General features: G+C 37.2%; 18 protein-coding genes. 13 read left to right on the top strand and 5 right to left on the bottom strand.

From position 1 onward, the window contains the following. The first annotated feature begins 4 nt into the window (after positions 1 to 4). From KFZ56_RS15950 to KFZ56_RS15940, 3 genes are all read left to right on the top strand, one after another. Positions 5 to 1,615 carry a M20/M25/M40 family metallo-hydrolase gene (locus KFZ56_RS15950; RefSeq protein WP_222643006.1) on the top strand — a complete coding sequence of 537 codons (1,611 nt, stop codon included), beginning with the start codon at positions 5 to 7 and terminating at the stop codon, positions 1,613 to 1,615. 130 nt (positions 1,616 to 1,745) lie between these two features. Next, positions 1,746 to 2,945 (top strand): ornithine--oxo-acid transaminase, encoded by a 1,200-nt coding sequence (locus KFZ56_RS15945; protein ID WP_222643005.1) that lies wholly within the window; start codon positions 1,746 to 1,748, stop codon positions 2,943 to 2,945. A 238-nt stretch (positions 2,946 to 3,183) separates the two neighbouring features. Continuing rightward, positions 3,184 to 4,026 carry an aldo/keto reductase gene (locus KFZ56_RS15940; RefSeq protein WP_222643004.1) on the top strand — a complete coding sequence of 281 codons (843 nt, stop codon included), beginning with the start codon at positions 3,184 to 3,186 and terminating at the stop codon, positions 4,024 to 4,026. A 394-nt stretch (positions 4,027 to 4,420) separates the two neighbouring features. On the opposite strand, the gene KFZ56_RS15935 is transcribed toward KFZ56_RS15940, so the two are convergent. The 3 genes from KFZ56_RS15935 to KFZ56_RS15925 all read right to left on the bottom strand — a co-directional run bounded on the left by KFZ56_RS15935 (position 4,421) and on the right by KFZ56_RS15925 (position 9,116). Continuing rightward, on the bottom strand, positions 4,421 to 5,818 hold the full coding sequence (locus tag KFZ56_RS15935) for an APC family permease (RefSeq protein WP_222643003.1): 1,398 nt from the start codon (positions 5,816 to 5,818) through the stop codon (positions 4,421 to 4,423). 149 nt (positions 5,819 to 5,967) lie between these two features. Next, positions 5,968 to 7,227, bottom strand: a complete 1,260-nt coding sequence (gene hisD, locus KFZ56_RS15930) for a histidinol dehydrogenase (protein ID WP_222643001.1) — start codon at positions 7,225 to 7,227, stop codon at positions 5,968 to 5,970. A gap of 329 nt (positions 7,228 to 7,556) precedes the next feature. Continuing rightward, a complete protein-coding gene (locus tag KFZ56_RS15925) occupies positions 7,557 to 9,116 on the bottom strand; it encodes a PucR family transcriptional regulator (RefSeq protein WP_222642999.1) in 1,560 nt (519 codons plus the stop codon). Between the two features lie 312 nt (positions 9,117 to 9,428). On the opposite strand from KFZ56_RS15925, the gene KFZ56_RS15920 reads away from it, so the two are divergent. The 6 genes from KFZ56_RS15920 to KFZ56_RS15895 are packed head-to-tail and all read left to right on the top strand — an operon-like array spanning position 9,429 to position 15,616. After that, positions 9,429 to 10,475: a TRAP transporter substrate-binding protein gene (locus KFZ56_RS15920; protein ID WP_222642998.1), complete on the top strand. Its 1,047-nt coding sequence runs from the start codon at positions 9,429 to 9,431 to the stop codon at positions 10,473 to 10,475. A gap of 51 nt (positions 10,476 to 10,526) precedes the next feature. Next, positions 10,527 to 11,060 (top strand): TRAP transporter small permease, encoded by a 534-nt coding sequence (locus tag KFZ56_RS15915; RefSeq protein WP_222642997.1) that lies wholly within the window; start codon positions 10,527 to 10,529, stop codon positions 11,058 to 11,060. Further along, positions 11,057 to 12,349 (top strand): TRAP transporter large permease, encoded by a 1,293-nt coding sequence (locus KFZ56_RS15910; protein WP_222642996.1) that lies wholly within the window; start codon positions 11,057 to 11,059, stop codon positions 12,347 to 12,349. Before KFZ56_RS15915 ends, KFZ56_RS15910 begins: the two co-directional genes overlap by 4 nt. A 49-nt stretch (positions 12,350 to 12,398) precedes the next feature. After that, positions 12,399 to 13,622 carry an acyl-CoA dehydrogenase family protein gene (locus KFZ56_RS15905; protein ID WP_222642994.1) on the top strand — a complete coding sequence of 408 codons (1,224 nt, stop codon included), beginning with the start codon at positions 12,399 to 12,401 and terminating at the stop codon, positions 13,620 to 13,622. Then, entirely contained in the window at positions 13,619 to 14,806 is a 1,188-nt protein-coding gene (locus tag KFZ56_RS15900) for a CaiB/BaiF CoA transferase family protein (protein ID WP_222642992.1), read from the top strand. Before KFZ56_RS15905 ends, KFZ56_RS15900 begins: the two co-directional genes overlap by 4 nt. A gap of 42 nt (positions 14,807 to 14,848) precedes the next feature. After that, complete coding sequence (locus tag KFZ56_RS15895; protein WP_222642990.1) at positions 14,849 to 15,616, top strand: IclR family transcriptional regulator; 768 nt, start codon at positions 14,849 to 14,851, stop codon at positions 15,614 to 15,616. 401 nt (positions 15,617 to 16,017) lie between these two features. On the opposite strand, the gene KFZ56_RS15890 is transcribed toward KFZ56_RS15895, so the two are convergent. Then, entirely contained in the window at positions 16,018 to 16,410 is a 393-nt protein-coding gene (locus KFZ56_RS15890) for a helix-turn-helix domain-containing protein (protein WP_222642988.1), read from the bottom strand. Between the two features lie 516 nt (positions 16,411 to 16,926). On the opposite strand from KFZ56_RS15890, the gene KFZ56_RS15885 reads away from it, so the two are divergent. From KFZ56_RS15885 to KFZ56_RS15870, 4 genes are all read left to right on the top strand, one after another. After that, positions 16,927 to 18,357, top strand: a complete 1,431-nt coding sequence (locus KFZ56_RS15885; RefSeq protein ID WP_222642986.1) for a sodium:solute symporter family protein — start codon at positions 16,927 to 16,929, stop codon at positions 18,355 to 18,357. A gap of 86 nt (positions 18,358 to 18,443) precedes the next feature. Beyond that, the gene (locus KFZ56_RS15880) at positions 18,444 to 19,610 is read left to right on the top strand and encodes a metal-dependent hydrolase family protein (RefSeq protein WP_222642985.1); all 1,167 of its coding nucleotides are present in this window, start codon (positions 18,444 to 18,446) and stop codon (positions 19,608 to 19,610) included. Positions 19,611 to 20,456: 846 nt separating this feature from the next. Continuing rightward, positions 20,457 to 21,251, top strand: coding sequence for a gluconate 2-dehydrogenase subunit 3 family protein (locus KFZ56_RS15875; protein WP_222642983.1), 795 nt, complete (start codon positions 20,457 to 20,459; stop codon positions 21,249 to 21,251). Positions 21,252 to 21,268: 17 nt separating this feature from the next. Continuing rightward, positions 21,269 to 23,023, top strand: a complete 1,755-nt coding sequence (locus tag KFZ56_RS15870) for a GMC family oxidoreductase (protein ID WP_222642981.1) — start codon at positions 21,269 to 21,271, stop codon at positions 23,021 to 23,023. Positions 23,024 to 23,291: 268 nt separating this feature from the next. Here the strand turns inward: KFZ56_RS15870 and KFZ56_RS15865 are convergent, their stop codons facing one another. Further along, the gene (locus KFZ56_RS15865) at positions 23,292 to 25,190 is read right to left on the bottom strand and encodes a beta-glucoside-specific PTS transporter subunit IIABC (protein WP_222642979.1); all 1,899 of its coding nucleotides are present in this window, start codon (positions 25,188 to 25,190) and stop codon (positions 23,292 to 23,294) included. Positions 25,191 to 25,964: the final 774 nt, after the last annotated feature.

The following is a 25,964-nucleotide window of genomic DNA, read 5'->3' as shown; positions in this document are numbered from 1 at the left end:
CAATATGAAATGGCAATACGAGCAACAATTAAAGGATCTATTATGTGAAATCGTCAGCCAGGACAGCCGTACCGGGACAGATGGCGAAATCGCGTTTTCTACTAAGATAAAAGATAAATTAATGGAATTGGACTATTTTCAAAATCATGAAGAGCATATTCAATTTCATAATGCAGGTAAAGGCCGAAAAGCGGTTACCGCCTTGTATAAAAAGGAAAATGTGAAAAAAACCGTTGTGTTAATCAGCCATTTTGACACGGTACATACCGAGGAATTCGGTGCTATTGGCGATTTAGCATTCATGCCGCAACAATTGACAGAACGATTTAAAGAAATGATCGATAGCTTACCAGAGAGTGCACAAGCAGATATTGCATCCGATGAATATTTATTTGGTCGTGGGACGATGGATATGAAAATGGGCTTAGTACTGCATTTGCATTTACTTGAAGCTGCCAGTATCGAAAATTGGCCGATCAATTTAATTTTACTCACCGTACCAGATGAGGAAGTTGGCTCCAGTGGGATGCTTGCAGCTGTAAATGGGCTTGTTGACATACGTGATCGATTTAACCTGGAGTATGCCTTGTTCTTAAACAGTGAACCAAGTTTTTCTATGCACCCTCAGGATGAACAATACTATATTTATTCAGGGACGATTGGAAAAATCATGCCATCTGCATTATTTTATGGTCGTGAAACCCATGCAGGTGAACCGCTAAGTGGCATAAACGCTCATTACATGGCAAGCTTTTTAACAAGAAAAATGGAATTTAATCCGGAATTTGAAGAAACAGTATATGGCGAGCGTACACCCTTACCGATTACCTTGAAAAATAATGACCTGAAATCAGATTATTCCACACAAACTTCGAATCATGTTGCGGCATTATACAATGTTTTTTTAATGAAGCAAAATGCAACAGACATTATGAATACTTTTCACCAAGTTGCACTTGATGCTATGTCTGAATGCCAAAGGGAATATGAGGCTATTTGCAAACGAGAGAATATTGAGTTGAATTTTAAATTAGACGTACTCGAGTATCATGAGTTATTGTCTTATGCCCAGGATAAACTGGGGGCAGAAAAGGTAGAAGGGATTAAACAAAAAATAATGTCACAAGTAGAGTTGGATGAGCGGGAGATCTCTATTGAAATTTGCGATCAATTGATGGCGCACTGCCAAGAGCTTGCTCCGGCAACGATATTATTCTATGCACCACCATACTATCCAGCAATTAATTCGACAGAAGACTCGCTTGTACAGGATAAAATTAGCTTGACAAGGCAAGCGCTACAGAATGAATTTGGTGTGAAAGCAAAACAGATACATTATTTTAATGGGATCTCTGATTTAAGCTATGTGAATTATGACAAACATGATGTTGGCTGGAAAGCATATCAAAATAACAGTCCAGTGTGGAACTATTTGTATACGATCCCGTTTAAGAAAATGCAGGAATTGCAGGCTCCAGTATTAAATATAGGTCCGTTTGGAAAGGATGCGCATAAATTGACAGAGCGATTGCATAAGAAAAGTGCCTTTGTTCAGACGCCATTGGTTCTTAGGAAAGTATTGGAGAGTATGTTTGAAAAATCGTATTTGGTATAGGGATGATGCAGGAAAATCGCATACGCCCCAAGGAATAAAAACATTCCTGAAACATTTTAAAATGGGGAAAAGATTAATAACCTATGCAGAGTGGGAGTCTTAGTAACAATAAATCATGAGGAGGCCAAAAATGACTAACTTATCATCACAACAAGTTATTGAACAAACAGAGCAATATGGTGTGCACAACTACCACCCATTACCGATTGTCGTAGAGGAAGCTGAAGGAGTTTGGGTGAAGGATCCGGAAGGCAATAAATACATGGACATGTTGAGCGCCTATTCTGCGGTGAACCAAGGACACCGCCATCCGAAGATTATTGCTGCGTTGGAAAAACAAGCAGGCAAGGTAACCCTTACATCTCGCGCTTTCCATAACAAAATACTTGGACCATGGACAAAAAGAGTTGCAGAATTGACAGCCAAAGATAAAGTACTGCCGATGAATACAGGTGTGGAAGCTGTTGAAACAGCAATAAAAGCAGCGCGTCGTTGGGCATACCAGGTAAAGGGTGTGGAAGATAATAAAGCAGAAATCATTGCTGCTAAAGGAAACTTTCACGGAAGAACGTTAAACGCGATTTCCCTGTCCAATGATCCGGATGCAAAAAAGGACTACGGTCCGTTCGTACCAAACATAAACAAGGTCGAATACGGCAACATTGATGCCATCCAGGAAGCTATTACGCCTAACACAGCTGCTATTATCGTGGAACCAATCCAAGGAGAAGCAGGCATTATTATTCCGCCAGATGGTTATTTAAAAGAGATCCGCCGTATTTGTAATGAAAATAATGTGTTATTCATAGCAGATGAAGTGCAAACAGGTCTAGGGCGTACTGGAAAAATGTTTGCCTGTGAGTGGGAAGATGTAGTTCCGGATATTTTTGTTATGGGGAAAGCCTTAGGAGGTGGGGTATTCCCGGTATCCGCGATAGCTGCTAATAAGGATATCATGGACATTTTTACACCAGGTTCTCATGGCTCCACTTTTGGAGGAAACCCATTGGCATGCGCTATATCATTAGCAGCACTAGATGTGATTGAAGAGGAAAACTTAGTTCAAAAATCACGCGAAATGGGTGAATACTTCGCAGGCGCGTTACAAAAAATTAATAACTCTGAATTAAAGGAAGTACGTGCGCGCGGTATGTTCATCGGTGTAGAGTTCAATCATCCTGTTCGAGAGTATTGCGAAAAGTTAAAGGAAGAAGGCGTGTTATGTAAAGAAACACATGATAGCACCATCCGATTTGCCCCGCCATTGGTTATCAATAAAGAAGAAATAGACTGGGCACTTCAAAAAATAAATAACGTTCTATCCCAATAATATAGAAACATAAAGCGCAATAAACTACACAAAAAGCTTTCCATCAATGCTCTTTTTTCATGATATCAATATGTACTGCTGTTCCTTCAGATTTCCTGTAACAATTAATGTCGTCTATATTGAAACGATTGACAGTTCGAGATGGATAGTAAAACGATCAAGCTTATCGTTTATATCCATTTTTACAAGGGAATAATGAAGAAGTAGGAGTAAACGAAAGTAAAAGGGGTGTTATCGAATGGTTCAATTAGGAAAAGAAGATCTATTTCCTATTGGCATGGGAACTTGGCATATGGGAGATAGTCCGTCAAAACGAAATCAAGAAATAGAGGCACTAAGATATGGACTGGAAAATGGTATTGAAGTAATCGATACTGCTGAAATGTATGGAGAAGGAAATTCAGAAGCTCTTATTGGTGAGGCTATCCAAGATGTGAAAAGAGAGGGTATGTACTTGATCTCCAAGTTCTATCCATTCCATGCGCAGGAACCAGAACTGGAACGAGCCTTGGAGCATTCACTACAATTGTTAGGTACAGATTATTTAGATTTATATTTGCTACATTGGAAAAGCAGCACACCACTAGAAGAAACCATTCAATCCCTTGAAAGGTATGTAAAGGATGGTCGCATACGTTCTTGGGGCGTCTCCAATTTTGACATTAAAGATATGAAGGAAATGTGGAAAATAGTAGGTGGAAAGAATTGTGCGGCAAATCAAGTACTGTATAACGTAGCCAGCAGAGGGATTGAATATGATTTATTGCCATGGCAAAGGAAAAAGTCGCTTCCAGTCATTGCCTATTCTCCAATTGCTCAAGGAGACACAAGAGGGGATAACATAATAGACAACAACGTACTTCAAGAAATTGCAAATCAGCATCATGCAACAGTGTTTCAAATTATGCTGGCTTGGACAATTCGGCATGGTGATGTCCTCTCCATCCCGCAGTCCAGTGATAAGAAGCATATTCAGGAAAATATTGATGCCACGTCCATTCAGTTATCGGAGGAAGAAATGCAGTTAATAGACGCGGAATTTCCTGCGCCGATAAGGAAAATGCCATTGGATATTATTTAGATTTTTCCTTTATACTAAAATAGTTTCTAGAAAAAATGGTTCGATTTTTGCGAACCATTGGAAGGTCAACTGCAATGAACGGAGACACATCCAATAGATAGAAGCGCTCATTAGGCATTGCAAATTTATTGCAATGAAATCTGTATATAACAAAACGTATATGCCAAAAGTAATGAGCCCTTTTTTCTCTACTCAGTTGCCCACGTGGTACGTAAGGCTTTGAGGAAACGGGCTCATTACTTATTATTCTATATGTCAAAGGAAAAAGAACTAATTTTTGTTGAACGATAACATGAAGACTATAATGTGTACGGTATCTCTTGAAATTATCTAGCGTTTTGAAAATGAAGATCGTATATTAAGCAGCAATTAGTCAGCAGATAACCATGAATCACTAAGAATTATTTATATGTTGCTTATTTGAATCAAGTCTAAGAAGAAAATATAATCCTATTAGAAACCAGCCTAGTATTATTATCCATTCAGCTGGCCATGAAAGTGCTGATGGCATTCCTGGTAAATATAGTATAATAAAAAATATACTAAATATTGATGCAAGCCATCCAACAAAATTACTATTTCCTGCTTTATAAGGTCTTTCCATATGTGGTTCTTTTTTTCGAAGTATAATAAATGATATGGAAACTAATAGAAAAGCTATTACGATTGCGAGTCCACCAGAATTGACTGCCCAATTTAAAACAGGGTCACCAAAAAAAGGGCTAATGATGCCTACCACTCCTGTAAAAAGAATAGCATTACTGGGTGTTTTATATTTAGGATGTAGCTTTCCAAACCATGATGGGATCATTCCTGATTGCGCCATCGTATATAAGACTCGAGTAGCCCCAATTACTAAAGCGTTCCAACTTGTGATAATTCCAGCTAAACCACCAACAATTAATATATATCCAAAAATATCCGAACCAAACAAGGCTGTCATCGCATCTGCAGAAACAAGCTCACTACTGATTAGTGCATTATGATCTAATGCAAGAGAAACTCCAACTGCAATACACATATAAAACAAAACTACAATCACTATCGCTGTCATCATGATTTTACCTATTTTTTTAAAAGGCATATTAATTTCTTCTGCCACTTGAGGAATTACATCAAATCCTACAAATAAAAAAGGAACCATTACCATTACAGCAGTAATACCGGAAAAACCATCAACTACAAGAGGCTGAAGCTTTCCTGGGTCGCCATTTATAGCAGAACCAAAAATAAGTAAAATTCCTACCCCTAGAATAGCTGCAGAAAAGACAACTTGTACGATTACAGCAAGCCTAATACCTATATAGTTAATAAAGGTAATTACAATAGCGCCGAAAACTCCTACTATGACCCATGAAAGATAAACATCCCATCCTGCTATCGTCCATAAATATCCTAAATCAAAATTTGGAACAATATAATTTACTACATTGGGGAGAGCGACAGCTTCAAACGCAACTACGGACAGATATCCTAAGACAAGCATCCAAGCTACGATAAAAGACAATTTATAGCCCATAGCTCGATGAACATATACAATTTCGCCTCCAACCTTTGGCATTGCAGAAGCTAACTCAGCATAAGCGAGTCCAACAAAAATGATTAAAATACTACCTATAGCAAAGGCAATTACACTTCCTAATGATCCAGCAGAGAGGATCCATTCGCCTGATAAGACACCCCATGTCCAACCTACCATTGAACCAATAGCCAGAAAAAAAACTTCGGTTCGTGATAAGACTCTTTCGAATTTATTATCGGAATTATTTGGAATATTATTTTTAGTTGACATCGCTTACAACCCCTTTCTAATTTAAAATCGTTATATAAAATTCTATTGTTTTATTTATTAATGAATATTACCATGCGTGAGTTCTCACTTTTTCATATGAAGTGGAATCAATAAAGTGGAATTTTAGCATTATAGCATTGAGATAATATTCAGTTGGAAAGGCGCAAAGCAGCGGAAAGTCTATGGCCTTCTAAACCTTCGATCTCAGATTGTTTGGTTGCATGCGAGGCCAAATAATTAATTCCTTCGCCAGTGATCTTTTGATGAGTTAATACCTTTACAAAATTACCAACCCAAAGTCCTCCGGTGTAACGAGCAGCTTGTTGTGTAGGTAGTGTATGATTGGTCCCGGATACTTTATCAGAAAACACAACGGAACTATCACTTCCCAAAAACAAAGAGCCATAATTACAAAACTCATCGATTAGATCATCGCTATTTTTCACATGTAAGTGAAGATGTTCGATTGCATAGTCATTACAAACCTCAATTCCTTCTTCTATCGACTTTACATAGATTACTTCCCCCATATTTTCCCATGATTGATGTGCAGGGGACTCAGGAGAAAAATCATTTAGAAATTTTTCTACTTCTTCCATTGTTTTGTTAGCACAAGTTGTGGAGATAGATACCAATATAGCTCTAGCATTTGGATCATGTTCTGCCTGGGCAAGCAAATCAGCAGCACAATATCTAGGATTTGCGGTATCATCTGCGAATACTAATACTTCACTTGGGCCGGCAATAAGGTCAATTCCCACTTTTCCAAATACTTGACGTTTAGCTTCTGCTACAAAACGGTTTCCTGGACCAGCTATCATATCGACATTTGATACGGTTTCCGTACCATATGCCATGGAGGCAACTGCTTGTGCCCCGCCAATTGCGTGAATTTCTGTCGCACCTGATCGAATTAACCCATATACTACGGCAGGGTGAATCCCGTTTTTATAATTGGCAGGACTACATGCAACTATTTTTTCAGCACCTGCAACCTTTGCGGGAGCTACTACCATTGGTCCGGAAGATAGTAAGGGGAAGCGTCCTCCAGGGATATATGCCCCTACTTTTGCAATAGGGATAACTCGATGTCCCATTTTGATTCCTGAACCAAATTCTTTTTCTAAAGGTAGAATACAGTTCAGTTGTGCCTCAGCAAAAGAGGAAATGCGTTCTACGTTACGGTCAATAAGTTCTTTAACTTCTTTAGGTAAGCTTTTAATACTTGCTTCTATCTCTTCTTCACTCACTCTAAAATTATCACGTGTAGAGTTACTTAATTGCTTTTCGTATTTCTCTAATTCTTTATCTCCTCCATTTTTGACATTTGAAATTATTTCTGCCACGGTTTTTCCAGTATCATCTTCTTGTTTATTATTTTGTCCTATTCCTTTCTTCAGGTATTCCATTTATAATCTCCTCCAATAAATTTAAAATGATAGATTTATGATAGAGTGTTTGTAGCGTAGAAACAATCTGCGAATTGCACATATGAACAACAAATTATTTGTGCAAATTGTCACTAAAATTTAAAATGTATAGCTTTTAGGCTAGATAGTGTAAAGCAGTCAAGCTTTCTTAAAAACTTGAAATCGTCTTGTCCCTATAATTGGAAAATCAAGGATTTCCCTAAGTGGTGGTGAATATAAAATAAATCCCATCTCCATTAGTCGATGGGATTTATTTTCCATTTAGCCATACCACTGTTGTATAATTACACGATTTTTCGTGAAATCATTTATTCCTTTATATGGATCTTGAGAGATATCCAAAAGCTAACTACTTCTTCCACTCTGAATAAATCATAACCCGTCATCTTTGAAAATTGCTCTATCCGATATCGTAATGCATTTCTATGAATCTGTAAAAGACGCGATGTCTCTGAATAGTTAAAGTTTGATTCTATTAAAGCATCTATCGTTTGTTGGATTTTCCTTAGATTGTTATCATTTACTTCTTCTAAGCGTAATTCGAGGTTAGAAAGAAGTTTTTCCTTATTACATAATTTTAAAATTTTCCATAAGTCGACATCTTCATACCACACTACTTCTCCAATTTCTTCTGCACAGTCTAAAGCTATTTGCGATTGATTAAAGCTTTTTCTTATTCCTTTAATTCCAAGTTCAATATTGCCAATTCCAAAATATAACGGAATATCCTCCGAGTAACTATTTTTAAAGAATGTCTTTAAGCGTTTAAACATGCGGTCTAATTCGCCTCTATTAAACGAAGCGGGTATCAGAAAGCTTACATGTTCATTTTTATGAGCATATAATAAAGATACGCCAATTTCATACGTGAAAAACTCTGTTAATATTCTAGTTACCTCAGGTAAGGAAATCTTAGGATGAATATACATTGTACAAATTCTCATTTTTTTAGTCATATTAATGTGCAGATCACTTGCCTGCATATGAAATTGATCTCTATTTTTTTCGAAATCATTATCACTTAAATAGATAATATTTTTAAATAAATTAAATGTTAACTCTCTCCGCACCCCCATTTCCTGCTGTGAATTTTTTAATGAAAAAGTTAACAAATAGATAATATGAGGAGCTAACCTTTCTAACGTTTTTAATTCGTGATCGGTTCTGCCTTCAATAGGAAAGACCAATGTATTTTTAACCGTTTCTTTTTCCATGATTGGGTAGGTTAAAAAGTTTTTATGGGTGAGATTGTCTATTTTTTGTGGGAAATATGTCAATTGCTTATCCTGATTTTCTTTATCTAATGTGTGTGTAAAAATTAATTCTTGATCGTAAATAGCTAATGGAATTTTTAGGAAATTAGATATAAAATTGATTAATTGCTTAATATTAAAAGAAAAGATGTTGTCCCGTTGAACTTGAAACCAAAATTGTTCGATAACATTGGAAATTTGATAACTACTATTTATTAACGTATTGATTATTGTGGTTGTTAAATCTACGAATTTTATTTCATCAGGTATATATATAATTGGGATATTTAGAAAGTCAGCAAGTTTTTTTACCTCATTGCTCAAATTTGAATTAGGTAAAACAATTCCTAGACCACCCGCGTTAGCAAGGTGCAGTTGGCGTAATATATGAAATAAATCTACGTCATAATTCAACGTTCCTGAGTGAAGAATTAATTCACCGCCTTTTAGCCAATATCCAATATCAGGTAAATCGGAGGAGTGAACCCACGTTATAGACTTTGAAATCCCTTTTTTTCCTGCTATTAGTTTACACTTTTCCATTTCCGGTATTTTTAAAAGTTCTTTAAGCGAAATTCCAGAAAATTGATTATCTATATTAGGTGTATGATCCATTTTAATGCCCCTTGAAAAGTAATTAATTTAAATTTTGAATCAAAATCTACTTTATTATATTCTAAAAAATTTAGTTGAATTGTCAAATGGAGTTTCGCTTAGTCCTCGTTATATAAAAAAATATTAACTGTGAATTTTTAAAAATTTTGCATTGACCAAGTAATCCTGCTGTGTTAATATTCTCTATAATGGAATGCCATTCACATAAATGATAAATGTAAGCGTTATCAGAAGCGGAGATTGAAAGAAGGATATCACATTGTTTTATCACTGTTGTTTGGTATTTGAAATGTCTAGTTATTGGGAGGAAACATGCGAAAAATATTTATAGGTTTTGTGGTGTTCAGTCTACTATTGATGGGTAGTTGTAGTAATGATGCAGAAACGAATACAACTGGCGAAGAACAAAACGAAGTGATATCACTGAAAGTAGCAGACTCCGTTCCTTCAACAAATTTTATCTCCCAAGAAGGAATTGTTTATTGGATGGATCGTGTAGAAGAGCTTACCGATGGTAAAGTTGAGTTCCAATATTTCCCGTCCGAACAACTTGGAAAATCTACTAGCTTATTAGAATTAGTAAACGCTAATACTGTGGATATAGCCTATACTTCTTATGCTTCTGAAAAGCTTCCTTTGTCTGAAGTAGCTACGCTTCCGGGAGCTGTTCCTTCTTCTGAAGAAGGTTCTAAAATATATTGGAAACTGGTCGAAGAATTCTTATTAGAGGAAGAGTATTTGAAGAACGGGGTTCGTCCCATGTTTGCAGTGACGCTTCCGAATTATCAAATATTAACCACAGAAACAAAGGTCACAACGATAGAAGATCTGAAAGGGTTAAAATTAAGGACTCCCAGTGGGCCTATAGAAGTAGGAATGAATGCGTTAGGTGCATCTCCTGTAGCGATGGCTGCTCCGGAAATGTACACCGCGATTGAACGTGGAACTATAGAAGGCGCAGTAATCGCGGAAACAAGTTATAAACCATACCAGCTTCAAAAGGCAGCTAATTATTCTACAACAAATGCTAATATGGGAAGCTTTGTGGCAAATTATTCGATTAATGAAGAGGTGTATCAAAATCTTCCTGAAGAAATACAACAAGCGATGAACCAGGCTGGAGAAGATACAATGGTGCATTTCTCTAAATTCTTGGATGAACATGTAGAAGAATTGATTAAAGAGTTTGAAGAAGAAGGCATGGATATGTATGAACTAGATGATGAGACGTTAAGCACTTTAAATAGAGATATTCAGTCAACATGGGACGAATGGGCCCAAAAACTGGAAGAAAGAGGATATCCCGGTAAGAAGACATTACATTTATTCAATGATATAAAACAAGACGTTGTGAACTAGTTTTAACTCTTTTAATTCATTGTAAGCTGTATTTTGTAGAGGGGTGAATGAATGAAGAAAGTCATCTATGGTTTCGATAAGTTAGAACGTTATACTGTTATTTTGGCTCAACTTGCGATTGTAGTTATGATGATCATAATAACGGTAGACGCCGTCAGCCGGTATGTATTTAGCCAATCTATTATAGGAGTGTATGAATTTACGGAACGATATTTAATGATAGCTGCAATATTCTTGAGTATGAGCTACGTTTCGAAAATAGATGGCCATATAAAACTTGATTTAGTTATTGATAAGTTACCTGTGAAAATTGCTAGGAGTTTTAATTTAATATTTCTTTTGCTGGGAGCAGCTTTTGTATTTGGAATTGGCTATCAAGGGATGGTAATGACTTATGATGCATGGGTTAGAAATATTGTAAGTACAGGGTTGATACCTTGGCCGGTATGGCTTTCATATATATGGGTTCCTATTGGTGCCTACTTATTTACGGTTCGATTAATACTTCAGTTTATAAATTCTATGTTAAATATTTATTCGAAGAAGGAAGAATCAGAGACTGCTAAGAAAGAAGGGGTACTATGACCATTGCTATTCCAATTATATTGCTAATATTCTTCCTTTTATTTGGTATGCCTATCGCATTAGCACTAGGTATTTCTGGTTCAATTGGTTTAGTGCTTAATGAAGGTTGGGAGGCCTTCTTTGGGATAATACAGACAGCGCCATATGATAGTATAGAAAGTTTTGTCCTTAGTGCCATACCAATGTTTATATTAATGGCTGCTATTATGACAGTAAGTGGATTAACAAAAGATTTATTCTTTTCAGCACATAAATGGCTTGGGGATTTACCGGGTGGTTTAGGAATTGCAACGATTTTTGCAGGTGCAGGGATGGGAGCAACAAGTGGTTCTTCTACTGCCTCTGCTGCAACTATGGCGTCTGCTGCCTTTCCAGAGATGAAGCGATATAAATATAGTACCCCTTTTGCAATGGGTGTTGTAAGTATTTCAGGAACATTAGCTGTTATGATTCCTCCAAGTATTATTTTAATCATGTATGGGATTCTCTCAGAGGTTGGAGTCGCTTCTTTATTAATAGCTGGTATTATACCCGGAATTCTTACAGTAGTAGGTTATTTAGCTACCATTTTAATATGGATTAAATTAAAGCCGGACGTCGCACCGAAAATTTCCGAAAAGCCGTCCTTGAGAGCTCGTTTTGACTCCATTAAATATACCTGGCCAGTCTTACTTCTTATCTTTATTGTTATTGGAGCTATCTATACTGGTATTGTAACGCCTACCGAGGCAGGTGCAGTTGGAGCATTTATTGTGCTTTTGATTGCGATAGGAATGCGTAGGTTCTCATTTGATTCATGTAATGAGGTGTTACTCCAGACGTTAAAATCAACAACGATGATATTAACCATCATTATCGGAGCAATGATATTTGGCTATTTTCTTACGATCACAGGAGTAACACAAAATTTGGTATCTTATGTAGAAAACCTGAATGTATCGAAGTATTTCATTATCAGCATCATTGTCTTCGTATTCCTAATACTCGGCTTCTTTCTTGATCAAATGGCTATTCTTATTTTAATGGTACCGATAACATTTCCAATTGTTATGGCACTTGGTTTCAATCCTATATGGTTCGGAATTATTATTACGAAAGCTGCTGAGGTGGGATTGGTAACACCCCCCGTTGGAATGAATGTTTTCGTCGCTTCAGGTGCAGCCGGTGTCAAAACAACGGAGAGTTTCAAAGGCGTTTTTTGGTTTGTTATTACAGATTTAATTATATTGATCATTTTAATGATGGTTCCGGGGCTAGCTACATGGTTACCGAATACGATGAATAATTAGTATGAAAACAGTATAAGCAAGTATATCAAATTAAAGGAGCGATTACTTCATGAATTTTAGTTTATCAGAAGAGAATATTGCCATTCAAAAATCAGTTAGAGCTTTTGCGAATAAAGAAATTATACCTGTCATTCAAGAATATGAGAAAGAGCGCAAGTTTCCTAGGGACATTTTGAGGAAAATGGGGAATCAGGGCTATTTTGGAACTACGTTTCCGGAGTTCGTAGGTGGTACGGAACTTGGATTTGTTAATCTGGCTATTATATGTGAGGAGATTTCCAAGGTCCATCCAGCTCTCGGTTATGCTTTTAATATGCAATCCATGACTTGCCCATTCACCATTCTAAATTGGGGAACGGACAGCCAGATAGAAAAGTACGTTCCTGATTTAATAGCTGCTAATAAAATTGGAATGTTCGCTTTAACTGAGTCTGGTGGAGGTTCAGATGCAGCTGGAGCTATGAAAACAGTGGCTGAATTAAAGGGAGATGAGTATGTACTTAATGGCTCCAAAGTATTTATTACATTTGCAAATGAGGCTGATTATGGCGTTTTATTTGCTAAGACAGATCCATCTGCCGGCCATCGTGGGATTTCAGCCTTTATTGTAGAGACGGACCTTCCAGGTTTCGAAGCGAATCCGATTGAAATGAGTGGGCTAGGTTATATGATGAGAAGTTGTGAGGTGTTTTTAGATAATTATCGAATTCCTAAAGAGAATTTATTAGGGAGAGAAGGGGAAGGGTTCAAAATAGCTATGAATGCCCTTGACTACGGGAGGCTAACAGTACCATCCAGGCTTATAGGGATCGCTCAAGGGTGTCTAGAACATTCCATTGAATATGCTAATAATCGAGTTCTCAAAGGTAACTCCATAGGTAATTACCAGATGATTCAACACCTTATTGCAGATATGACTGTTGAAATTGAAGCGGCACGTATGCTTGTTTATAAGAGTGCTTATTTAAAGGACAAAGGGGAAACTGCGTCAAGAGAAAGTGCGCATTCAAAATATTTTGCCTCTACTACTGCAACCAAAGCATCTAGAGCAGCTTATGAGATATTTGGTGGGTATGCGTTGACAGATGAATATCCGATTATGAAATATATTAATTATGCAAACATGTTGCATCTAGGGGAAGGTGCTCCAAATGTTCAACGAGTACTTATTGCAGAGGATGCGTTAGGAATGAAGGATGCGAATAGACATAAAATTCGGAGGAGATTCTCGCTAAATAGTGACTTGAATGAAAAGGGAGGAATCAACGTTTGAGACAGGCACTGGAAGATATAAAAATAATCGATTTATCACGGGTTTTTGCAGGTCCAGCCGGTTCTATGGTATTAGGAGATTTAGGCGCGGATGTTATTAGGGTGGAAGCTCCCCAAGGTACCGATAGTATTAGAGAATGGTCACCATATGTTAATAATGAAAGTACGTATTATCTGTCAGCAAACCGAAATAAACGAGCGATTACTATAAATTTGAAAAGCGAGACAGGTAAAAAGATCTTTTATGAAATTGTGAAGACAGCTGACGTTGTGTTAGAGAACTTTAAAACTGGAACAATGGATCGGTTAGGGTTGGGGTACGCTGCATTGCAGAAAATAAATCCAAAAATTATTATGTGCTCCGTAACTGGTTACGGCCAAACAGGTCCATTTGCACAAGAGCCTGGCTTTGATCCGGTATTACAAGCAGTAGGAGGCCTGATGGATGTGACTGGTGATCCTGATGGAGAAGCGACACGAGTGGGATTACCGGTTGTTGATATTATGAGCTCACTGTATACCGCTATTAGTATTTTATCAGCGATAAGAGCTAGAGATCTTTATGGTGAAGGGCAACAAATTGATATTTCGTTATTAGACGTTCAAGTTAGTTCTTTAGCAAATGTAGCAAGTAGCTATCTAATGAAAGGGCATTTATCACAACGAATGGGAAATAATCATAACAATATTGTTCCTTATCAAGTATTTCACTGCAAAGATAAGCCTTTAATGGTAGCTTGTGGGAATGATAATCAATTTTCTACCTTTTGTGAGGTCCTTGGGCGACCAGAGTGGAGTAAAGATGAAAAGTTTAGAACCAATGCGAACCGTGTAGAAAATCGTGACGAACTTTCAGAAAAGATAAAAACGATCATGGTTACTAAAAACGCTGAAGAATGGTTTGATTTACTTTCAGAAAAGAGTGTACCATCTGGTCCGGTCAATAATATCAAGGAAGTTTTTGAACATCCGCAAGTAAAAGCAAGACAAATGGTTGAAGAGGTGCCTCACCCAACCTTAGGAAAAGTAAAATTAGTAAGAAACCCACTTCGTTTTTCTAAAATGGCGACATCTGTTCAAAATCATCCTCCATTGTTAGGTGAACATACCATACAATATTTGCAAGAGGAACTAGGGCTCTCCCTAGAGGAAATTCAACGATTAAAAAAAGAGGGGGCCATTTAGTTTGTGATATAATAGGAATATACAGAGAAGGGGGGGTTGGTGGTGAAAGCTCGTGCATACAATTCGAATGTTATATCAAAAACGTTTGCAATTTTAAGGGCATTCGCGGACGAAAAATTAAATTGGGGAGTCAATGAATTAGCGCGCTATTTAGATATACCCGCAAGTTCGTTGCATCGTAATCTTAAAACATTAAGGGAAGAAAATATTTTAGAAGTATCAGCTCAAACAGGAAAATATAAAATTGGTCCGGAGTTTGTACGGATTGCATCAATTATTTCATCTGACATTGAAATAAAAAATGTTGCTAGACCATTTATGCAGGAGGTTTCTACAATGTTTAATGAGTCCGTCTATTTAGGGCTCTATAATGCACGAAGTAAAAAAATATCCTTTGTTGAAGGGATCCATAGTCATAATCCTTTGAAATATGTGCTAGAAATAGGTGTTTTACAACCAATTCATTTTGCAGCCAGCGGCAAGACGGTGCTTGCTTTCTTGGAAACTGAAGAAATTCAAGCGGTTTTTGACGAAGAAAATGTAAGCTTAGAAGAACAAAGAATAATTGAAAAAGAATTACAGCTTGTACGGGATCAAGGCTTTTTAACAACGTTAGGGGAGAGATTGGAGGGCGCATCCGGAACCGCTGCTCCAATTTTTGATGCTTCTCAAAAGGTGATTGGTTGTATAACATGTGTCATTCCTATCAATTATTATGATGCATATGACGATAGCTTGAAGGAAAACTTAGCAAAAAAAATTACTGAAGCAGCTGAAAAAACTTCTCGTGTATTAGGCTATCGTCGATAGACGTCTATGTAATAAGATCAATTGTGGTATAAGGTTATAAATGAATAGATAGACAGTCTAATTTACAAGAGAAAAGGCTGACAAGGTTGTTTTATTGCTCCTGGTCAGCTTTTTTTGATGCCTAGGAAATTATAAAATTATTTGCTTGGGCATAACGTATTATTGATTAATGGCTACATCCAGCTACAAGCGCCAAAAACTAGGAGATAACACGAGAGCTCCCTACGATAAAGAAGACTTGGCGACTGACAAGCCGACAGGCGCAGGCAGAGCCATAGTCGCACTTATGCCTGTGGCGAAAGTCATCATCGGTTCGTTACCTCACCGTGATACCTTTATCTCAGTTGCGCCGCTCCAATCTTTACGTTTTTAACCAGGCGCTTTTCGTTTTTGTTCATGGATTAATGATTATTAAGTTCTTGTTCAGACTTGATAAACTCCCAATACCGATGCAGTCTTTTCACATTTTCATTTGGTTGCTGGCTGACTTCACGGAGAAGGTGTAACTGTTTCATTTTCTTCAATGTATCTATCTCTGATTCATTTAACGACAGATCTTCGGTAATCGAATAGTAGACAGGATGGTTAGGTGTATCTATTAAGCCAAGTAAATAATCCGTAGATACTTGAAATATATGAGCCATATTTTTAATCGTTTCTAACGAAGGCTCATTTCGACCTTGCTCGTAGTACCCATAACCGCTGGTAGTTACATTAAGCTTCGATGCAATTTCGTCCTGATTATAACCGTAATCTATACGAAGATCTCTTAAACGCTCGCTAAATTTGCACATATGAAGTCTCCTTCTGAAGCATCTCAATAAAATTATACAAGTAGAAATGGAACAAACCTCCTTATTACAACTATTTATTGTAAAATTACTTTACATACAATAATTTGTTGTGTATAATGAGTGAAAATAGTGAAAAGGAGGGGTAATTTAACTATTGTGTATTTGAACGATCGTTTATTATGGGCTCTCGGGATTTCCATATTTAACGGTACATATTTTTTCACAAGAACTACCTGTCCCACATGCTAGTGAGCAACTCCATTTTTGGTGGTGCCGGGTGTGAACATATTTGTTATGTTTCATTTCTTTGCCAATTTGGACAGGTAGGGATGTCTTCAGGCATGACATATAACGTCAATATTTAATAGTTTTATTTTCAACTTGAAGTATTGATTAAATAAAAAGTCACTCTGTCAAAAGGGGAAAAGTAAAGTGAATGGAGCGGTGAATAAGTGGTACCGTCTAGTTCGGTGAATGTCGAGAGTCTATAGAATTATGAGGGAGGGATAGTTTATAATGAATGTCTTTGCCATAGGGCTAATTATTTATTTAATAGTTTTATTGGCCATTGGTTATATCAGTGCTAAGAATATCAAGTCTTCCGACCATTATCTAGTAGCAAATAGAAGTTTAGGTATTATTGTGTTGGTGGGAACTATAGTAGCAGGCTGGCTTGGAGCCGGAACTGTTGTTGGTCATGCTTCTATTTCATATTCCAATGGTTATGGAGCCTTATGGTGGGTAGCTGGTGGAGTAATTGGTATATTAATTATAATTACAATTGCTACTCGTTTGCGTCAGCTTGAGATGTATACAGTGCCTGACTTATTAGAGTTAAGATATGGACCAACTGCAAGAATTCTTGGATCAATCACAATTATAATAGCTTTTACAGGGATAGTTGGATCTCAAATGAAAGCGGTAGCATATGTTTTAGATGTTGTGGTGGACTTTAACGGGGATCTTGCTATCTTTATAGGAGCATCAATTGTAGTAATTTATACTGTAATGGGCGGTATGTACTCTGTTGCTTATACGGATCTCGTACAATATGGTTTATTAATAATTGGATTAATTATTGCTGCGCCAATTGCTTTTAGTTCAGCCGGCGGTTTCTCTGGTTGGGAGACAAGCTTGCCTACAACGCATTTCGAACCTACCGGAGGATTGGGATTTTTTGGTGCACTCGCTGTTGGGCTACCCTTCTTAATGTTAGCTACAGTAGACCAAAATCTATACCAAAGAATGTATTCTGCAAAGGATAGTCGTACTGCCAAAAAAGGAGCTATTTGGGGATTATTTGGTGGCGCTCTTGTAATGCTGCTGGTATTTGTTATTGCTGTTTCATCAGCCGTATTGTTTCCTAATATAAATCCCGACTTAGCTGTTTATGCGATTGCAACAGATTTATTAAATCCATTTTTGGGAATGATTTTGCTCATTGCAGTGTTATCGATTATTCTTTCAACTGCGGATTCTTATTTGTTGTCTCCGGCAACAAACATTGTGAAAGATATCTATGTTCGTTTTATAAATCCATCTACTAGTGATCAGCAAATTTTAAGATTAACGCGGATTTGTGTAGTTCTTTTAGGAGTTGTGGCGTTATCAGGAGCCTTATGGTTTGATACATTTCTAGAATTTATGCTTGTAGGGTATACCATTTATGGCGCAGGGGTATTTTTCCCCATATTAGCTGCATTTTTCTGGAAAGGAGCAACAAATAAAGGGGCGTTAGCTGCAATTGCTGGCGGTTTAGTTAGTACACTGACCTGGGAATTCGGTATTCCTTCTTCCATTCCAACAATTTACATTGGTGGAGTATTATCATTAGCCTTACTAGTAATTGTATCTTTATTCACAAAACACTCTGATACTGAAAATGCGAATGCCTTTAAAAAGAAAAAGGATGATGAGGCAGCACCTATAAATAAAAATGCAATTTAATTTGTACTTTATAAAACGCATAATAGATTGAATATTCTATTTTAGGATAGACGTATAAGTGTATATATTATCTGAGGAGGACTACAATGAGAACTATATTAAAGAACTGTAACTTAATTGATGGGATTTCAGAAGAATCAAGTAAGCATGCATATTTGATTGTTGACAATGATAAAATAAAAGAGGTTGGATTGGGTGATGTACGTACAAATGCTGCAGATGAAGTCGTTGATTGTACAGATAAATATGTCTTGCCAGGCTTAATTGATGCTCATGTACATCTAGTATGGGATGGAAGCGCAGATCCACAATCTGCTATTAATGATTTAGAAAATGACGCGATTACATTAAACGCATACAAGCATTCTCTGGATTATTTGAAGCATGGAATAACGACTGTCAGAGATGTGGGATCCCCTGATCGTACAACGCTTCATGTACGCAATGCAATTAATGCAGGGCATTTGCAAGGACCAACTATTGTCAGTTCTGGCTCACCTATATGTATGACTGGCGGCCATGTTTATTACTTAGGTAGAGAAGTTGATAGTCCAGACGAAGCTCGAAAGGCTACAAGGACAGTATTAAAGGAAGGGGCAGACCTTATAAAGTTAATGGCTACTGGAGGAATTTATACGTTTGGAGAAGAACCTGGGTTTTCACAACTCACATTAGAAGAAATGAAAGCAGCCACTCAAGAGGCTCATAAAAAAGGAATAAAGGTAGCTGCTCACGCGGATGGCTTGGAAGGTATATTAAATTGTATTGAAGCTGGAGTTAGTACAATTGAGCATGGTATATATGCGGATGAGCATGCTCTTTCGTTGATGAAGGAAAAAAATATGTACCTTGTACCTACGATGATTGTGATGAAACGTTTAGCTTCTGATGATCGAATGGTAGATTGGGCAAATGAAAAAGCTCAATATGTTTTAACTCCTCATATGGAGATGCTTAAAAAAGCGGTTAAACAAGGAGTTAAAATAGCAACGGGAACAGATTGTGGCTCACCAGTTACACCACCAAAATATTACTTTGATGAGTTGCCCATAATGCAGGAGGCAGGAATGACCTCAATGGAAGTTATTCAATCATCTACTCGTATAGCTGCTGAATGCTTAGGTTTAGATAATTACGGAACACTTGCTGAAGGTAAGAAAGCTGATTTATTAATTGTTGATGGTAATCCACTTGATGACATACATGTATTAAAAAATGAAAAATCTATTATGAAAAACGGTACATTTATTTGAAGAAAATTAGAATTAATAGGTTTAGATACAGGTAGATGTGTTTGACTTACAAATGTGTGGTCTAAATCTACCGTCTTTAGAAGGTTTCCGCTTTTCGCCTTATCCTTAAGTGTCCTTGATATGTATGGACGGATATCGAAAAAGTGGTCAAGCTGTGTATAGTATCAAGTATCATGATATGAGTAATGAAATATAGATATAAGGCGTTACAAGAACATATAGCAATAAGGAAAAGGAATTTGATAAAGCTGGTTGGTAAAGCAAAAGTACTTATGATTTTACAAGGAAGTGTTGGGATTGAGTAGGACTTTAGTCGCTGGTATTTATGTTCAATCTACCTATTTTAGCAGGTAGTCGTTTAAGAATAGAAGTTTAAAATGAGCGGTTCCTGTAATTATTTGACTATTTTGGTCGGCTAGTAAGCACTTTCGTTCATATACACCGGAGTTTGTGTTTGGAAAGTTCGAGATAAATTTTTGTAGATACTCTATTTATGAATCCATTTTTTTCAATCTATTGGTGTGCATGTTGCCATGGTTTTATTTGATTGTGCGCACGATATACGGTATGCGTGAAAGGGTAAAAAAGATACTTTATTTTACACTGTACGTATTATGTATCGTACATCGTGTGCACTTCATACTAACTTCAAGATTAGCTTTAATATTCCTTACTTTCGGGTGTTTTATATGTACAAAACAGTTCCATAATTAGGTGGTGCTTTCTATTAGGAGGAAAGTTGATTGTATTTTGGAAAACTGTGCCCCGTTAATGGGGAGGGATAAAGTCTACTATAAAATTATCTATCGAACTATAATAATAATTTTCTAGAGGAGGTTTAAATACGTGGTTGATGATAATTTCAAAGATGATCAGGAACAAAAGGAAAAGGTAGATAGCAAAACAGACGATGGACAAGGTGTTTCCAGACGTTCCTTCATTAAAAATTCGGGAATTGCAGCAGGCGGAGTCGTGGGTGGTGCGTTACTAGGTGGTTTACTTGGAAATCCTTTTGAAACCGAGGAAACAACAAGTCAAACTGATTCTCAAAAACAAGAAAAAAATCCTACCGAAGCACGCATGTTTTTTACAAGGTATGAAGACTTTGTGGTTTTAGAACAGGCGACTGAGCGTATTTTCCCGAAAGATAATAATGGTCCGGGGGCCATAGAGTTAGGTGTTCCTTATTTTATTGATAAGCAACTTGCGGGTTCACGGGGAACGAATGCAAATGAGTATAGAGAAGGGCCGTTTGTAGGATCAAAAGTTGTTGATTCGAGGTTGACGCGAGGTCAAATATTTATAATCGCATTAAGGAAAATGAATAGCTTGAGTAATGAAAGGTTTGATACACCTTTTAATGAAGCAGAAGAGGAACAACAAATGGATATTTTGAAAGATTTTGAAGCTGGTGAAATAGATATGAAAGATGTTGATTCAAGTGACTTTTTCACATTGCTTCGTGATTCTACCATAGAAGGAGCTTACGCTGATCCCTTGTATGGTGGTAATCGCAATATGGATGGTTGGAGAATGAAAGAATACCCTGGGTCTGTAGCATCTTATGCAGATATTATGGAACAAGACGAGTTCGTTAAGATGGATCCAGTTAGTTTAACGGATTATCAACAAAAATCTTAACAAGGAGGAGGGAGATAATGGCTATAAAGTTAGACAAAACAGACGCGGTTATTGTTGGCACTGGATGGGCTGGTGGTATTGCTGCTGCGGAGTTAACAAAACAAGGATACAAAGTTGTGGCTTTGGAACGCGGAGAAGATATAAGTAGTGAAGACTTTATTGGTTCAAAAGATGAATTAAAATATGAAGTACGTCACGATTTATATCAAGATCGAACCAAAGAAACAATAACAACAAGAAATACTACAGACGAGGATGCCAAGCCACTAAGAGATCAACCCACAGATACAAATGGAGATGGAACCGGGGGTACATCAACACATTGGGCGGGGTGGACTTTTCGTTTTCTTCCTTTTGATTTTGAAATACGTAGTAAAATTGAGGAAAAGTACGGTGAAGATAGAATTCCCGAAGATATGTCCATTCAAGATTGGGGCATAATATATGATGAGTTAGAGCCATACTATGATAAATTTGAAAAAACTGCGGGGATATCTGGAGAAGAAAATCCACTTGGGCCGGAAAGATCTGATGATTATCCTAATCCTCCTATGAAAGAAACACCAAGTATTCGTATGTTTAAGGAAGCAGCAGAGGCACTTGGATACCATCCTTATCGGACGCCATCAGCTAATATGTCACAGCAGTATGAAAATCCTGATGGTGAAACAATAAATGCTTGTGTTTATTGTTCATTTTGTGAAATGTATGGGTGTGATTTTGGTGCTAAGGCAGATCCGATTGTTACCGTCTTGAAAACTGCCAAAAAGACAGATAACTTTGAAATCCGAAACCATGCCTATGTTACACGTGTTTTACATGATGATGATAAAGCTTCAGGTGTTTTGTATGTGGATACACAAACTGGCGAAGAATACGAACAACCGGCAGATATCGTTGTGGTAGCGGCGTATACATATGGGAATACGCGCTTAATGTTATTATCAGAAATTGGTGAGCCGTATAATCCGGAAACAGGAGAGGGTATTATTGGTAAAAATATAACGGCACATTACGGGAATTTACTTTTTACTGGTGTTGACGGATTTTTTGAAGATAAGAAATTCAACTCCTTTGCGGGTACGGGGGCCTTAGGGGCTACTTTGGATGATTATAATGGGCATCAAATAGATAACAATGAAACAGACTTTTTGCATGGATTTCAACTTAATATTTCTCAAGGTGGTGCTGAACCAATCAGTAATAATCCTGTACCCAAGGATACACCTTCTTGGGGGAAAGAGTTCAAAGAAAACTCTTTATATTATACCAATCGTCATTTAGGAGTAGGGAGCATGGAAGCCTGTTTGCCCCGTGAACATAATTTTATGGATTTAGATCCAAGATATAATGATATATTTGGAGATCCCCTTCTCAGGCTTACTGTTAAATTTACCGATCAAGAGCGTAATTTAGCCAAATATAAAATAGAGAAGGCGAAAGAAATTATGGAGGAAATGGGTGCTGATATAGTGGAAGCGCCTGAGATAACAGATGAAACTGAATTTAATCAGGATAGTATACACAGTCATACAACTGGGGGAGTTATCATGGGTGACAGTCCTGAAACTTCAGCAGTGAATAATTATTCACAAATGTGGGAGAAAGAAAATTTATTTGTAGTAGGTGGCTCTTCTTTTCCTCACATCGGAGCTTATAATCCTACTGGGACCATAGGAGCTCTGGCTTATCGCGCTACTGAAGGTATGGTCGAATATTTGGAAGGTGATGGTGGACTGTTAATTGAGCCGAAAGAAGAAGACAAAGCTTAACCACATCTAAAATCGCTCCGGATTAAAGAAGCACGATATAGGGTGGTCTCCCAAACATCCTTATTTCATTCACTTTAATGATAAGGGAGAGAATTGTAAAGATCAACAAGCATTTTTGAATTTTATTATATTTGGCCATAAAAATACCCCCGAAAATTAGATTTTCTACTCTAACTTTCGGGGGAGGTACCAATAGATCCTCCTCCAAAAATCTGTAGGGAAGGATTTGAGCATTTGTATATTTCATATCGTTAAACTTCCTAATTACTTATGTCATTAATTTAAATAATGGTTCATTTAATTGTACTTTCTCTTGATTGGTCTCATAGAGATCAGAATACTTATCAGAATTTGTTATAACGATAGGTGTCGTTAAATCATATCCTTCATTTTGAATCTCTTCTACATCGACATTCATAAGTTTATCACCTTGTTTTACGCGATCCCCTTGATGTACATACGATTGGAAAAATTGCCCTTCTAATTGAACAGTTTCTATACCGATGTGAATTAGTATTTCCGCCCCCTTGTCTGAAGTTATACCAATAGCATGGTTCGTTGGGAAGACAGCAGATACTATCCCATTGACAGGAGCAGACAGTTCATCGTTTGTTGGAATGATAGCGAGACCTTTGCCCATTGCTTCCGTAGAGAAAGCTTCATCATTTACATCCCGTAATGGTTTAACATATCCAGTTAGTGGACTATGGATGCTTATTTGACTTGCATCTTCATGTTTATTTGATTTTATTGGTGCTTGCGCTTCCCCTCCTGTAAGAGCTTGATCAAGATCAGCTTCTCCTTGCTTGCTTTCAAAGCCAAATATCACGACAAGTAGTGCTGCTAGAGCAAACGATAAAGAAATACTTATAATGTGTGTAACCATTGGCGAGTAAGCGGCAACGGAGAAAATATTATGAAACACATAAGATGTCATTTGGACTCCTACCGCTCCACTTAAGGCGCCACCTACTCCGCCTGCAATAATCAAAATCGGGATTGTTCGTTTATATCTCAGGATCAAGCCATATAAAATGGGCTCGGTTATCCCGGCCATAAGCCCCGTTATGGACGTGGAACCAGACAACGCTCTTAATTGTCTATTATTCTTTGATCGTAGATAGATACCGAATGCAATACCTGCTTGAGAAAATACTGCACATGCGAACAGTGCTTCAATAGGATCCACGCCATTTGTAGCGAGATTATTCAATGTAATAGGCGTAATGCCCCAATGAAGACCGAAAATGACAAGAAACGGTTGTAACCCACCTAATAGAATGCCTGAGAGCAATCCGCTTTCTCCAATTAACCACAAGGCAGCTGAGGAGATGGCTCCGCCGACATACGTACCAAAAGGACCGAATATAATCACTGTTAATGGTAGCATAATCATCAAAGCAAGCATGGGAACCAGAAACAGCTGTATGTCTTTGTAAACCACTTTTTTCAATAGTTTTTCCAATAAAGCATAGATCCCTATGGCGATAAAAATAGGAAATACGGATGTTGAATAATCAGCTAATATTACGGGTATCCCTAAAAAGCTGGTTACATCACTTTCTTCCAACAACCCGGTGTAGGATGGTTCAAATAAAGCGGCTGCTATGACTCCTCCTACATACGGATTGGCTCCCAGTTGTTTCGAAATCGTTATACCGAGAAAGATGGGTAGAAAATAAAAAACAGCATTACTTACAGATGACAAGAGCAGATAAGTTCCGCTCTCCCCGGATAACCAGCCGACTTCTGTTAAAATGGTTAAAAGTGCCTTGATCATTCCTGAACCTGCAAGTGCAGGAATAAGAGGAGAAAAGCTTCCCGAAATAACCTCAAAAATTTTGGAGGTAATCGACGCTTTGTTATCTTGTGAAGAATGATCAGCTTCATTTGTTTTATCGTCGTTCTCATTTTCCTCCGTAAAGCTTCCAAGTTGAATGATTTCCTGATAAATCTCTGCAACGATGTTTCCTATTACAACTTGAAATTGGCCACCACTTTCAACTACACTTAGCACTTCATCTCTATTTTGCAGTTTAGCTTTATTTGCTTTGGCTGAGTCCTTGAGTTTAAAGCGCAGTCTAGTAGCACAGTGGACTAAACTGACCACATTCTCATTCCCACCAACATCCTTTAAAATCTCTTCCGCTAGTTCTTTATGATTCATCAAATGCTCCCCCTATTCTATAGTTGTTGGAATCCAAATTAGAAGCCAGAGATAGCAAGAGTTTCTGCCACGAATCTTACTTTACTCTCCTGCACGATTGTAAGTTTAGAAACAATAAATAGTAATCTACAATAAGTAATTTATGTTTAATAAGTTTAATATGTTAAATAAATTCTTTATAAATTTAATGGTAACGTATTATAGAAATATGTCAAATGCAAATAAGAAAATATAAAATATGAAGGGTGTAATATTTCTATTGTTAAAATGTGGTATGTGCGCATACAAGCAGCAAACGCAAAACGGACATGTTAGCGTAAATGGGATTTCTTGAAATAATTAATTTATGAGAAAACGAAAGCCTGCTGCTTCTTTTATAAAAAATATTGGAAATTTTTACTTTACTGGAATCGCTATTCATGTATAATATATGTTGTAGAAATTCGGGGAAGGAGGCAAAGCAAGTAGAACAGTTTGTGGGCGCTGATGATAATCATGATTTTATTCAAGAATATCAATCCTACTTTTGTAAAAAGGTAGATTGGGTTGTTGTAGATAAGTAAATAAGCAGTTTTTTTATGCGAAATCATGAATAATCAGCCGATGAAATACAATAACGCAAGTTGTATATCGAATCGTTCCAATTATGATCTTATGTCGAAAGGCGAAAATGAGCTGGTGGGATGGTGGTGAATAACAGAAAGTGGCTTACTCTGGTCCTTTTGTTTAGGTGGAATCGTTACAGAGAATTCAGGTCAAGGTCATGTTATTGAT

Source organism: Virgibacillus sp. NKC19-3, assembly GCF_019837165.1.
Lineage (GTDB): Bacteria > Bacillota > Bacilli > Bacillales > Amphibacillaceae > Virgibacillus_L > Virgibacillus_L saliphilus.
Note: the sequence above shows the minus strand (reverse complement) of the source record. Positions and strands in the feature narration are given on the sequence as shown.